The organism is Hyphomicrobium sp. ghe19, assembly GCF_902712875.1.
Lineage (GTDB): Bacteria > Pseudomonadota > Alphaproteobacteria > Rhizobiales > Hyphomicrobiaceae > Hyphomicrobium_B.
This window is the reverse complement of sequence record NZ_LR743509.1, coordinates 1,333,391-1,346,724: the sequence shown is the minus strand read 5'-3', so window position 1 is coordinate 1,346,724 and position 13,334 is coordinate 1,333,391. Positions and strand designations below refer to the sequence as shown.

Here is a 13,334-nt window from a genome sequence, read left to right as displayed (position 1 = left end):
AGTCTGCCCTAAGCTATCAGGATTTCAAAAAGCCGTTTACGGACGACGGCGCGTTTTGGTGAGTTATCGAAGGTTGCCGGCGGAACATCTCTTTCATAATTGTCCAGAGCACACGAAATCCGTCGGTAAATGCATTGAGATTGCTTTGCCCATGCACCCGGTTTTTTTCGAAGGAGGGAATTTCGACAATCTTCACACCGGATCTGAGCGCACTGAGATTCAAAGCGGTCTCAATCTCGAAGCCGTCGCAGGCGATATTCAGCAGCGGCAAATGCCTTTTCCAGAAGGCATTGTATCCATAACAAAGATCCGAAAATCCGGAGCCATACAGCACGCGAACAATATGCGTGAGCGCCCAATTGCCCGACATCCTGAAAATTGACATGTCCTCGGTGCCGCCGCCTTGGATAAAGCGTGAGCCCTTAACGAAGTCGGCGCCCGACATCAAAGCGGCAACGAACAGAATCAATTCGTCGGCGTTCATCGAGCCATCGGCGTCGATGGATACGATTATGTCGCCAGTCGCGGCGCCGAAGCCCGCTCTGAGTGCAGCACCCTTTCCCTTCTTCGGCTCTTCAAGAATGCGAACCCCATGATGCAATGAGAGCGCGACCTCGCGGGTGTTGTCGGTGGATCGGCCATCGACAATGATGATTTCGTGAACCCATGCAGGCATTTTGGCGAAGACAATCGGAAGATTGTTGGCTTCATTCAGCGTCGGCATGACGACACTGACCTTGGGAATATCGAGCTTACCTCCGGGAAACCTAAGCGGAGCGTCGGCGACAGCCTGAGAATGAATGGCGGCGATATTCAAGGATCCGACTCCATGAACGCGGAAGGTAGGAGAAATGGCGAAGAGCTTTACATCGGGGATTTGCTGGCCGGCGGATTGACCAGCACACGGACAAGATCGCCGGGATTGACGGATTCCATCCCTGTCGCATTGATCACTTGCCGGTTTGTCCTCGGCCCCCGAACAATCTGGAACATCGTCGCACCATCAGTGCCATCGTCATTGATCGCCAACGCCGTTCGCATCGCATCGAGCGCACCGCTACTGGCGGACGTCGTGCTGGATGCCTCGGCGATCTGGGACTGCAGATCCACGATCTGCTGCTGTAGATCGATTTTTGTTTGGTTCTCGAATGTCAGCTTGTCTTTTTCCAGTTGCGAAACCTTCGCCTCGGCGGCGTGAAGAGCGACCGACGTTTCCTGGACACGCGCCTTCGAATCACCGAGATCGGCAGCGACTTGCGACCGGAATGGACGGCCGATTTTGTCGCCAAGACTGTCTAAATCGGCGAGTCTTTGTGTTCTGACTGAAATGCCGGATTCGACCTGATCCCGAAGCTTCTGATGGCTTTCCAATTCGTCGCGCGCCGACTGCAGAGACGCAGCAAGGTTAGCCGCCTGAGCTTGGCTATTGCGCAGTGCTAATTGGCGCACAGAGTTCTCCGATGCGATGAGGCTGAAAGCCTCGCTGTCGTTACACAGCTGCAGCAGATTTCGAGAAGGAGCAGCCGTTATCCCGTCGCGCTCGGCTTTGAGGACATCCAACTTAGCCCAAAGCCTCTTCAGGCGGTCGCCAGTCTTTTGCTTCGTCTCGACTTCACGGATCGCCTGCAGCATGTGGTCGAGATCGACTGATGTACGTTCAAAACCGCCTGCCAGTGCAACGACATGAAATACCGTCAGACCTTCCGTGAATTTATAGTAGCCCGGCTTTTTCACCGGACCGACGACATAGACAGGCCGGCGATTGATCGTCACGCTCATGAATGCAAAGCGGCCGACGAGTTGTTCGAAGGCTTTCTTCGCATCTTCTTCGAATTCAGCAACGGAACGCTTGGCTACTGGAAAGGCGCCGAGAAGCGGCACGATGACGGTGCCGTCTTCGTGAACTTCATACTCCCCGGACAACTCCGTGCGTTGCTGAAAGCTGATTGCAGGTCTCTTGGAAAAGCTTCGCGCCGACCATTTGTCTTCCTCATTGATCAGCCGCTCATAAAACGCGACCTGCAGCGTGTCGCCGACCGAAATCAAGGAATTGTCGCCGGGTCGAGTTACGGGTTGTGCCGGCGGCTCCCACCGATCAAGGATCGCTGGTGTTGTTACCGCGGCAAGCTCGTCCGTGCTGCTGAGGCTCGGCGCCTTGCTGCTGGCAGCCGACCGCACCAGGCCCGGCTCGATAAATTTTGGATACGCAATCCACGCGAAAACAGTGAGGAAAACCAGAGGAAACATCAGATTGAATAATGACGACGCTCGACGCACAACGCTCAGCAGCATATTCAATACCTGTTCAGGCTTTGGACAGTGAACGAAAACGACGTCGCAACTGGCAGCACTGCGGGCGATCTTAAGAGACCGAAATGCTTCTGCTAATTGCTTGACCTACTTGCCGTGTTCGCGCTGCTGTCGTTTCTGACAGGAGCCGCCTTGCCAATTCCGATGCGCTGAATAGAAAGTAAATTGCAGGCGATTGAGATTGGGAGAAACGGTCCTTCGCCGACGCCAATTGCGAATTGAGCAGGATAGCAATCGGCTGGCCTCAAACTCGGTGCTATATTCCGTTCATAATTGCGCCGTTGATTTTGCGATTCGTCATCTTCGAGAGCTTTTGAGGCTTCTTCAACAGCGCCACATATGTCGATGGATTCCTTCCACCAATCGACACGCACGGAGCAGTTATCAACGCCGCGAGAAATACCGGCGTTTGGCTCAAGACTTCAGCGCGAATAGCTCCAGCACAATTCTCGCCGAAGGTGCGGCGTACGCACTCCTCAGCGGCGGCCTAATAACTGCCGCTACAGATTTAAGGTCCAATCCTTATTGAGCTGTTGGCCGTTAGGCGAGCGCCACGGCGAGAGGCCCTCGATCCGATTCCGATGGGCGCGCCAAAACGCGATCAGAAAAACTCTTGCAGTTATCCTCCTCAAAGATGCTGCCTCCCGAAGCCTGATCCCCATTGATATTGGTCAATGCTCGGGACCCGGGTATGTTGAATTGATCCGGCCGGGAAGATTCGGCCAATGGCGCTGCTTGCCGCCGTGGCCCGTGGGGAGAACTTGAGAGGTGTCAGGTCCTTTGGACATCGCCACGAACAAAGCAAGCGCAGCACTTCAGATCGCAGCATCGTTACTGTGGCTGCCTCAGGCGGCGTTGATCGCCATCGCGATCGGCGACATTGCAAACGCTGCTGGTTCTGAGCGCATCGGCTGGCTTGCCCTTAGTGTTCTCGTTGTCGGAATATTGAGGGCCTTTTTTGAGAGCACGGGCAGCCGCATAGCGTTCCGTGCGGCGCGCGCGGCCGTGACGACATCCAGAAATGGTGTGATCGCCGCACTCGCTGCTCACTCCCCACTCGATCAAACGCGTCCGGCGTCTGGTCGTGCCGCGAGCGTCCTCGTTGAACAGGCCGAGATGATCGTGCCTTATCTCGCCCGCTTCGAAATCGCGAGAATTCGAGCGGTTTTCGTACCGGTCGCCATCTTTGTATCTGTCCTGCCGCTCTCTTGGGCGGCAGCTTTTGTGCTGCTCATTGCTGCACCTCTCATCCCGATTTTCATGGCTCTGATTGGCTGGCGCGCCCAGCAAGCGAGCGAAGCCCAGCTCATCGAAGCGGGCGGCATGAACGCATTTCTGCTCGACCGGCTGCGTGGCATCGCGACCATCCGCTCCCTCGACGCTGTTGACGTGACAGCACGCAGGCTTCGTGCCGACGCCGAAAGCTTGCGCAAACGGACGATGGCTGTTCTCAAAATCGCATTTCTATCATCGGCCGTTCTCGAGCTTTTTTCGGCTCTCGGCGTTGCGATGGTCGCTGTCTACGTCGGATTTCACCTGCTCGGACAATTGGATTTTGGCACCTGGGGCGCGCCCTTGAGCTTGAGCGAAGGACTGTTCATTCTCCTTCTTGCACCTGCTTTCTTCGAGCCTCTGCGTGAACTTTCGTCCGCCTGGCACGACCGCGCCGCGGGCCGCGCCGCCCGCGATGAACTCACGCGCCTCGCCACAGCGAGTGGACCCAGAATGCTCGGCAGCGATTGTGACGTTCAACAGACCGCGCACGTTGAGCGCCGCGCGCCCGCCGTTCAGATCATGAACTTGAGCTTCCGATATCCGGGAAGCGAAACGCCCGTCTTCGATCGCTTCAACCTTTCGGTCGCGCCGGGCGAACATGTGGCACTGCTAGGCCCGAGCGGCTCAGGCAAGTCGACGCTTCTCGCGCTGTTGGCTGGCCTTATACCTACGACGTCCGGCGCAATCTCGATCGGGGGCTGTCCGCTCTCCGACGAAACCGCTGCCAGTTTAAGGAAAAGCATCGCTTGGATTGGCCAGCGGCCGCACGTCTTTGCGGGAACGCTTGCCAGCAATATCACCCTTGGGCGGCCCAGCGATCCGGAGAAAATTGCAAGCGCGTTGCACTTTGCGAGGCTCGATGAAATCGCCATGGTGCGCGGGTTGAACACCGTGGGTGAAAACGGCATCGGACTTTCCGGTGGCGAAGCACTGCGTCTCGCGCTCGCACGTATCGCGGCAAGCGACAATATCGCCCTCATCCTCGGCGATGAGCCGACCGCGCATCTCGATGCCGATACGACGCAAGAAATAACGGACAATCTGTTGACCCTAGCGCGCAACAAGACGCTCATCGTGGCGACCCACGACCTGAGACTTGCGGCACGCATGGATCGGATCGTCGACTTCCGGCGCTTACGCCTGGAGAAGGCGGCATGACCCGGACCTTCGACGACCTGAAACCCGTACTCGAACTTTTTCGGCACGGACCGCGCAGAAAGCTTCTCCTCGGGTTGCTGATCAGCGCCGCGACCATTCTGAGCGGCATCGCTTTGCTCGGGCTCTCGGGTTGGTTCATCACCGCGACGGCAATCGCCGGTATGAGCGCAGCAACAGCGCTCGCATTCGACGTCTTTTCTCCGTCGGCTGGCATTCGTTTCTTCGCGCTAGCACGAACGGCGAGTCGATACGGCGAGCGCCTGATTACTCATGATGCGACGCTCGGCACTCTTGCCGAACTGCGCGAGCATCTTTTCCGGGGTTCGTCCGAAAGGCGTGCCGCGGAAGAACTGCGCATGCGTCCGGCGAAGCTTCTCTTTCGCATCACGCAGGATGTCGACGCGCTGGATTCCCTTTACTTGCGCGTCCTCGTGCCATTGGGCGCGGGGCTTGCAGCCGCTTTGGCCATCGGCATCGCTCTCGGGCTTCTTCATCCGATCGTCGGATTTGCCGCCGGCGCCTTTCTCGTTGCGACAGGCCTCGCGGTTCCCCTTCTCGCCGCACACGCCGCTGAGCGCCCTGCCCGACGCCGTGCTCATGCGCTCGAAGCGCTGCGCTCACGCGTGATCGATCTTGTCTCCGGCCAAACGGAACTCGTCATGGCCGGGCGGTTGACGGCTCAACGCGGAAAGATTGCCGACGCCGACCGAAAACTCGCCGACGCCGACGATCGGCTGAATTTCGTCGAAACAGCAGTTGCAGCTGCGTTCGGAATGGCGAACGCCATTCTCATCGCGGCGATGCTTCTCGTCGTTACCGCGCTCGCAGAATCCGGCAACATCAACGCTCCGGTTGCGTCCTTTGCCGTCCTTATTGTTGTCGCCGCACTTGAACCATTCGCTGCTTTGCGTCGTGGCGCGATTGAACTCGGCCGGACGCGGCTCGCCGCCCGACGCATCGGCCCGCGTCTTTCGACCGAGGCGTCTCCCAAGCGTTCCGATTCGCCCGGTGGTATTGCCGTAAGCTTCGATCATGTGTCTGTCCGGCACGAACACGCGCCTCAGTTGCTGATCCGCGGGCTTTCGATGTCACTTCGGAGCGGCGAGCGGTTGGCTCTCATCGGAGAGAGCGGAGCCGGAAAGTCGACGCTGTTGGGAGTAATTGCCGGCGAGATCCCGATTGAGAACGGCAAGGTCGAAAGCGTTCCCGGAACTTTTCTGACCCAGCGCACAGAGCTCTTCGCGGATTCGCTGCGTGACAATTTACGTCTCGCTGATCCCAAGGCGGACGATAGCCGGATTTTTCAGGCTCTCACCGCGGCCGGATTGGGCGCCTACATCGCGGGGCTGCCGAAAGGTCTCGATACGCGGCTTGGCGAAGGCGGCCTCGGACTTTCCGGTGGAGAAGGGCGCCGTCTCGCTCTTGCGCGCCTCTTCCTTCGCGACACGCCGCTTTGGCTTTTGGATGAGCCAACCGAAGGTCTTGATGGCGCAACAGCTCGCGACGTCATTGCGCGCCTCAAGGCCAACGCGAACGGCCGCACGCTCGTCATTGCGACACACATCCAGCGGGAAGCCGAAATCGCAGACCGGTTGCTGATCATGAATCGAGGGCACGTCGTTGCGAGCCCGCGACGCGGCGAGGCGGCTTTCGAACCGGCGCTCGCAGCGTTGCGACAAGATTGAAAGAATAGAACCAGCGGCGTCCGTTCGGCGCCGCCAATACGGAAGGGGACCGGTCGTAGGCCGGAAGAAAAGAAGATGGAACTCGACATCGTGGCGCTGTCGCGCCTGCAATTCGCGGTAACCGCACTTTATCATTTTCTATTCGTGCCGTTGACGCTTGGTCTTTCCGTCCTCCTCGCCATCATGGAAACGGTCTACGTGATGACCGGCAGAACCATCTGGCGGCAGATGACGAAGTTCTGGGGCACGTTGTTCGGCATCAACTTCGTTCTGGGCGTTGCGACCGGCCTCGTCATGGAATTTCAGTTCGGCATGAACTGGAGCTACTACAGCCACTACGTCGGCGACATATTCGGCGCACCGCTCGCCATCGAAGGGCTGATGGCATTCTTCCTCGAAGCAACGTTCGTCGGCCTTTTCTTTTTCGGCTGGGACAGGCTTTCGAAGGTCGGGCATCTGATGGCGACGTGGGCCGTCGCAATAGGCTCCAACTTGTCGGCGCTTTGGATATTGATTGCCAACGGCTGGATGCAGAACCCGGTCGGCTCGGCGTTCAATCCGCAAACGATGCGAATGGAGGTCACGGACTTTTTCGAGGTGGTGTTCAACCCGGTCGCGCAAGCGAAGTTTGTGCATACGGTTTCGGCCGGCTACGTCACCGCTTCCATATTCGTCCTCGGTGTATCCGCTTGGTACTTATACAATCGGCGTTACGTCGATCTCGCCAAGCGCTCGATGACGGTCGCGGCATCGTTCGGGCTCGCATCTGCCCTGTCCGTCGTCGTCCTCGGCGATGAAAGCGGCTACCTGTCGACGGAGCACCAGAAGATGAAACTGGCTGCGATCGAGGCGATGTGGAAAACCGAACCCGCGCCGGCCGCGTTCACCCTTTTTGGATTCCCCGATCAGGAATCACGTGAAACCCACTTCGCCGTGCACGTCCCCTGGGTGATGGGCTTGATCGGCACCCGGTCGCTGACGACCCAAATTCCCGGCATCGAAGATCTTGTCGAGCACGCAAAGGTTCGTATCCGGCAAGGCATTTCCGCTTACGACGCCGTCCAGCAAATCCGCGCGGCGAGCGATCAGTCGGCTGTTCCGCAAGCGGCACGCGACGCGCTCGCGAAAGACGGCCGCGATCTCGGCTACGCACTACTCTTGAAGCGGTATGTCGACGATCCGCGCAAGGCGACGGACGCTCAGATCGATCAAGCGGCATGGGATACGGTTCCGAGCGTTCCTACCCTCTTCTGGTCGTTCCGCACCATGGTCGGTCTCGGCTTCTTCTTCATTCTGCTGACGGGCACTTTCTTCTACCTGTCCGCGCGGCGTAGGCTCGATCATTACCCGTGGCTTCTGCGGCTGGCCGTATTTGCCATACCGCTCCCATGGATCGCCGCCGAACTCGGATGGGTCGTCGCGGAATTCGGCCGGCAACCTTGGATCATCGAAGGAATTCTGCCGACAGCGGCAGCCGTTTCGAGCCTCGGCGCAATGACCGTTCTCCTGACGCTGCTCGGTTTCATCGTCATCTATACCGTCCTCTTCATCATCGAGATGGGTCTTATGCTGCGCGCCATTCAAAGCGGACCCAAACCTGATGATGAGCCCGAAGCCGTTCTCGTTCCCCCTTCACTCATCGCTGCGGAATAGACAAATGATCCTCCACCAACTCATCGATTACGAAACCCTCCGCATCATCTGGTGGCTTCTTCTCGGCGTGCTCCTGATCGCATTTGCAGTCACCGACGGCTTCGATCTCGGCACTGCTACGCTGTTGCCGTTCGTAGGAAAAACCGACCTTGAACGCCGTGTCGTCATCAACAGCATCGGTCCGACGTGGGAGGGCAATCAGGTCTGGTTGATCCTCGCCGGCGGCGCGATCTTCGCGGCCTGGCCGCCGCTCTACGCTGTTTCGTTTTCCGGTTTCTATCTCGCGATGTTCGCGATCCTCTTCGCCCTTATCCTGCGGCCGGTAGGATTCAAGTACCGGTCGAAGCGAGAAGACGCGACCTGGCGCACCGCCTGGGACTGGGCGCTGTTCGTGGGAGGCGCAGTACCGTCGCTGATTTTTGGCGTTGCCGTCGGCAACGTCCTGCAAGGCGTCCCTTTTCACTTCAACGATGAATTGCGCATCTTCTACGAAGGAACGACGCTGTTCGAGCTGCTCAATCCATTCGCCTTACTCTGCGGATTTCTGTCGGTTGCAATGCTCGTTATGCACGGTTCGGCGTGGCTCGCTTTGAAAACCAAAGGTGTCGTGGCGGATCGCTCCCGAGCCTACGGGAAAATCGCAGCCCTCGCGACCGTCCTCCTCTTCGTCCTTGGCGGCGTTGCGCTTTGGGCCGGAATTGACGGTTATCACATCACGAGCACGGTGAACCCGCTCGGACCGTCGAATCCTTTGGCGAAAACGGCCGCCAAAGTGCCCCGCGCATGGTTCGATAATTACGGTTCGTACCCCTGGATGATGCTCGCTCCATTGTTTGGCATCGCCGGCGCAGCTGCAGCGTTCGTCTTCATGGGCGCGCGCCGGGAGATCGCTGCGATCCTTGCGACGTCGCTTTCGATCTTCGGCATTATCGCGACGGTCGGGCTCTCGATGTTCCCGTTCATCCTGCCGTCGTCCATCGATCCGCGATCGAGCCTGACGGTCTGGGATTCCTCATCGAGCCACATGACGCTTTTTATCATGCTTGTGGTCGCGGTGATCTTCGTGCCGACCGTCATCGCCTACACGACCTGGGTTTATCACGTGATGTGGGGCAAGGTTGACGAAAAGGCGATCCGCGATGAACGCGGCCACGCGTACTGAGACCAACGAAAGGAGAGATTGATCATGTGGTATTTCGCTTGGCTGCTCGGTCTGCCGCTCGCCGCCGCCTTCGCCGTGCTCAATGCGATGTGGTACGAGCTGATGGAGGACGCTGCTGCGGCCCGCACCCGCCCAGCGCTACCCGCTAGCAGCGGTAAAAGAAAGTAGAACGCCTCACGTTTTCGGGGGCGCTGCCGTCAGCGGAAAAACCTTCAGCGACCCTCACAGCTGAGCGAATGCATAAGTCGCATTTGCTCAGCCCGCGGCTCAACGGCGTGATTTTCACAAGGCGTTTATTCTGCCTTCGGCTGACCCAACTCGACGCTTTTGCCTGTGACGCAACGACTGTCATAAAACAGTCATACGAGAACCGGAATACTTCATTCTTTCAATGCATTAGTAAATCCAAAACACTTTTTGCCTAATGGCGTACCGAGGCCACCGGTACATTCATGCCATGAAATTCGCGACCACCTTTTCTTTCGGCATCGCTGCAAAAGCTGCGTTGCTCATCGTCACCCTCGGCGCGCTATCTGCATTCGCAAATTGGTATGTGCTGCACAGCGCGCAAAGCCTCGATCACGTCAATCGGACAATGGTCGAACGCGTAGCACCTGCCCGCCTCGCATTGGCAGAAGCCAAGGCCGCTTTGAATAATGTCGGCCTGGCAGCCTACAAAAGCATGGCCGCCTCGGAACCAGAGGCCGCCCGCGCGGCAAGCAACGAGATCGCCAATCAAATCGCCGCGGTGCGTCAGTGGCTGCACGCGGTTTCCGACTATTTCCCGGCGCGCACCCAAGATAGCGATGCAATCCGAGACAAGCTCCGGCACGTCGAAGCGACCGCACGTCAGATCCGTGACGCGATACAGTCTGGCGACAAACAGCGTCGCATCGATGAGATGCTTGATCTCCGCTTTGAGGCGGCACTCGACGACACGCTTGCACAGATGAACCGGCTCACGAACATTCTGGGTGGCGAATCTCGAGAAACCCTGGCGGACGCGCAGAACGAACAGGTGCGGGAATTGCGTATCATTATCGCAGCACTGGCAATGGGCACTTTCCTCATCGTCATGCTGGCACTTGCGCTCGCACATTATTCCGTAGCTCACCCCTTGCGGCAGCTTACTGAAACGGCGTTGCGCATTCGCGAGGGCGGCGCGCGTACTTTTGCACACGGCGATCGCACCCTCGGGCGCGCCGACGAGATCGGCACGCTCGCGCGCTCCTTCCAATCGATGATCGCCAAACTCGCGACCGCGCAGGAAACCTTGGCTGTTCAGTACGCACGCGTCGACGCCGCGATCAACAACCTGCCGCAAGGTCTCTGCATGTTCGACGCCGAACAGAATCTGATCGTCTGCAACCGCCGTTATGCGGAGCTCTATGAATTAAAGCCCGAACACACCGTTACCGGCACACCGCTTCGTACTATTTTGGAGGCTCGCCACGCGAACGGCCGCTTTCCCCAGGCCGAAGGCTTCTCCGTCGAGGACCGCATAGCGGCGGTTCGGGAACGTAAGCCCATCTACACAGTCGACGAGCTCGCAGGTGGCCAGTTCATCGCGATCTCCCATCAGCCCATGCTCGATGGTGGCTCGGTTGCTATTCACGAGGACATCACGGAGCGACGGGAGATCGACGCCAAGATCGCCCATATGGCCCATCACGATGCTCTGACCGATCTGCCCAACAGGCTGCGCTTTCGCCAGGCAATGGAAATCGCGCTCAAAGAAATCGGGCACGGACGTAGCGTCTCAATCTTGTGTCTCGACCTTGATCACTTCAAAACCGTCAATGACACATTGGGCCACCCCATTGGCGATGCATTGCTTCAGGCAGTGGCAGACCGATTGCGTGCATGCGTCAGGAAGCACGACCTCGTCGCGCGCCTCGGAGGCGACGAATTCGCCATCGTGCAAATAGACGCGGACCAACCTCTCGGCGCCACGATCCTGGCTCAGCGCATCATTGCAGAATTGAGCGCACCCTTTGAAGTGCTCGGTCACCAAGTTGTCGTCGGCGTGAGTATCGGCATCGCAATGGCGCCGGGAGATGGAGAAACCGCTGACCAGCTGATCAAAAATGCTGACATGGCCATGTATAAAGCCAAGGAGGCTGGCCGCGCGACCTATCACTTCTTCGAGCCCGGAATGGACGCCAAATTGCAAGAACGCCGCGCGCTCGAGGTCGATCTTCGCCAGGCAATCGAAATGGACGAACTCGAGCTTTACTATCAACCTTTGATACGTCTCGAAACCAATGAGATCAGCGGCTTCGAAGCGCTCGTCCGCTGGCAGCACCCGACTCGAGGAACGGTCTCGCCTGCAGATTTCATCCCGCTCGCCGAAGAAACCGGCCTTATCGGAACCATCGGAAACTGGGTCTTGAACCGCGCTTGTGCCGACGCGACGGCGTGGCCGTCTCACATTAAGGTCGCTGTCAATCTCTCGCCTTTGCAATTCAAGAATAACGCGCTCGTGCATCAGGTGACCGCTGCATTGGGGAATTCCGGGCTCTCGGGGCACAGGCTCGAACTCGAAATTACCGAAACGGTCATGCTGCATGATACCGATGCGACGATCGCGATGCTCAACGATCTGCGTGCGCTCGGCGTTCGCATTTCGATGGATGACTTCGGCACGGGCTATTCGAGCCTCGGCTACCTGCGCAAATTTCCGTTCGACAAAATCAAGATCGACCGGTCGTTCATACAGGATCTCTCGGCCAATCCGGATTCGATCGCCATCGTGCGAGCGGTTGCAAACATTGGAAGCGCCCTTGGCATGGCAACCACTGCCGAGGGCGTCGAAACGGAAGCGGAACTTGCGCAGCTTCGCCGCGAAGGTTGCACCGAGGTTCAAGGCTATCTTTTTAGCAAGCCCCGGCCGGCGAAAGAAATTCATTCACTGTTGGCACGGCAGACAAGCGCGTTACAGCAGTTGGCAGTTTGATCCCAAATGCCTGAGCGATCGTAACGCGCGCCTGACACCTAATGCCACCGAATGCACGTACCTCCGTGCCAACGTCGGCACCTGCGGACTTCACGGCGGGCATGGCGAATAGTGGTCCGCGCAACGCAAATGCCATTGACGCGCACCCGGCCCGGGCCGCATCCCGAGCGCACTTGCATGATCACACCGTCCGGCTGATGAAGCGGCGAGATCGGCAGCGCATGCGCAGAGGTTGCGACGGCCAAAGAGAAGGCAACAGCGAACAACCTGATCATGTTCATTTCTCCACGTCGTGCAATTCTCGAACGCAATCGAGCCTATTGCTCGACTGGCTCAGCCACCTGTTGGCTCAACGCCGGCGGGTGGCTGCAAGGGCAGGACACTCCTCAACCGCCGAAGCGAGCAAGCGGAAGAATGCACTATGGTGATCGCATTCCTTGCGAGGCTGCTGGGCTTTGAGGCGACTGGACTTGTGTTTTCTCACCGCTCGTTAAGTCTGCGAGCTTGCACGAGCATCCTTCAGCGCCTGTATATCGATCTTGGTCATCCCCATCATGGCAGCCATCACCTTGCCGCCGTTCGGACCGCTGATCAGGTCGGGCAGACCCGCATAGTTGATCTGTCATGACAGTCCGAAGCCTCCTAGAGCGTTCGTGCCAAAGCTTCGAGCTGATCGGTGCATTGGCCCCAGCCCTTATGAAAACCCATTTCCTCATGCTTTTTCTTGTCGGCCTCCGACCAGTGGCGCACGGTCGCGACGTAGCGTGTCTTGTCTCCCTCAGGCTCGAAGGTGATGACCGCCACCATGAAAGGCTGCCCGTCGCGCGGTTGCCAATTGCCGGTGAAGGCATCCGTGAAGCTGAGCTTCCGGTTAGCGACCACTTCCAGATACTGGCCGGTGTTGGGCATGTCCTGGCCTTCCGGGCTCCGCATCGTGATGCTGCTGGCGCCGCCAGGCCGCACATCGAGCCGGGCTTCCGGTGTCGTCCAGGGTTTAGGCGCGAACCATTGCTTCAAGAGGTCGGCTTCCGTCCAGCAACGGAAAAGTTTGTCCGCGGGCGCGTCGAGCAACCGGATAAGAACGAGATCATACGTGTCTTTTGTCATGTTACCTCCAGCTTTGGACACTAGGACG

The 13,334-nt window shown here is 58.3% G+C and carries 9 protein-coding genes; 6 read left to right on the top strand and 3 right to left on the bottom strand.

What is annotated here, in order from left to right:
• Positions 1–16: 16 nt before the first annotated feature.
• Together AACL53_RS06360 and AACL53_RS06355 are read right to left on the bottom strand one after the other, a co-directional pair.
• Positions 17–817, bottom strand: a complete 801-nt coding sequence (locus tag AACL53_RS06360; protein WP_339083620.1) for a glycosyltransferase family 2 protein — start codon at positions 815–817, stop codon at positions 17–19.
• 47 nt (positions 818–864) lie between these two features.
• Positions 865–2,178 (bottom strand): SLBB domain-containing protein, encoded by a 1,314-nt coding sequence (locus tag AACL53_RS06355; protein WP_339083618.1) that lies wholly within the window; start codon positions 2,176–2,178, stop codon positions 865–867.
• Between the two features lie 900 nt (positions 2,179–3,078).
• Between AACL53_RS06355 and cydD the strand changes: the two genes are divergently transcribed.
• The 6 genes from cydD to AACL53_RS06325 all read left to right on the top strand — a co-directional run bounded on the left by cydD (position 3,079) and on the right by AACL53_RS06325 (position 12,199).
• Positions 3,079–4,743: a thiol reductant ABC exporter subunit CydD gene (cydD, locus tag AACL53_RS06350; protein ID WP_339083616.1), complete on the top strand. Its 1,665-nt coding sequence runs from the start codon at positions 3,079–3,081 to the stop codon at positions 4,741–4,743.
• On the top strand, positions 4,740–6,428 hold the full coding sequence (gene cydC / locus AACL53_RS06345; RefSeq protein ID WP_339083614.1) for a thiol reductant ABC exporter subunit CydC: 1,689 nt from the start codon (positions 4,740–4,742) through the stop codon (positions 6,426–6,428). The genes cydD and cydC overlap by 4 nt, the downstream gene beginning before the upstream one ends.
• A gap of 75 nt (positions 6,429–6,503) precedes the next feature.
• Complete coding sequence (locus AACL53_RS06340; RefSeq protein ID WP_339083612.1) at positions 6,504–8,081, top strand: cytochrome ubiquinol oxidase subunit I; 1,578 nt, start codon at positions 6,504–6,506, stop codon at positions 8,079–8,081.
• Between the two features lie 4 nt (positions 8,082–8,085).
• Positions 8,086–9,243, top strand: a complete 1,158-nt coding sequence (cydB, locus tag AACL53_RS06335) for a cytochrome d ubiquinol oxidase subunit II (RefSeq protein ID WP_339083610.1) — start codon at positions 8,086–8,088, stop codon at positions 9,241–9,243.
• A gap of 24 nt (positions 9,244–9,267) precedes the next feature.
• Entirely contained in the window at positions 9,268–9,411 is a 144-nt protein-coding gene (gene cydX / locus AACL53_RS06330; RefSeq protein ID WP_339083608.1) for a cytochrome bd-I oxidase subunit CydX, read from the top strand.
• Between the two features lie 289 nt (positions 9,412–9,700).
• The gene (locus AACL53_RS06325) at positions 9,701–12,199 is read left to right on the top strand and encodes an EAL domain-containing protein (RefSeq protein WP_339083606.1); all 2,499 of its coding nucleotides are present in this window, start codon (positions 9,701–9,703) and stop codon (positions 12,197–12,199) included.
• A gap of 642 nt (positions 12,200–12,841) precedes the next feature.
• Here AACL53_RS06325 and AACL53_RS06320 read toward each other — a convergent pair.
• Entirely contained in the window at positions 12,842–13,306 is a 465-nt protein-coding gene (locus tag AACL53_RS06320) for an SRPBCC family protein (RefSeq protein WP_339083604.1), read from the bottom strand.
• Positions 13,307–13,334 lie beyond the last annotated feature (28 nt).

Bases quoted from the DNA above. Each gene is read 5' to 3' on its own strand.
- cydC (WP_339083614.1), top strand. From the start codon at position 4,740: ATGACCCGGACCTTCGACGACCTGAAACCCGTACTCGAACTTTTTCGG.
- AACL53_RS06340 (WP_339083612.1), top strand. From the start codon at position 6,504: ATGGAACTCGACATCGTGGCGCTGTCGCGCCTGCAATTCGCGGTAACC.
- cydB (WP_339083610.1), top strand. From the start codon at position 8,086: ATGATCCTCCACCAACTCATCGATTACGAAACCCTCCGCATCATCTGG.
- cydX (WP_339083608.1), top strand. From the start codon at position 9,268: ATGTGGTATTTCGCTTGGCTGCTCGGTCTGCCGCTCGCCGCCGCCTTC.
- AACL53_RS06325 (WP_339083606.1), top strand. From the start codon at position 9,701: ATGAAATTCGCGACCACCTTTTCTTTCGGCATCGCTGCAAAAGCTGCG.
- AACL53_RS06320 (WP_339083604.1), bottom strand. From the start codon at position 13,306: ATGACAAAAGACACGTATGATCTCGTTCTTATCCGGTTGCTCGACGCG.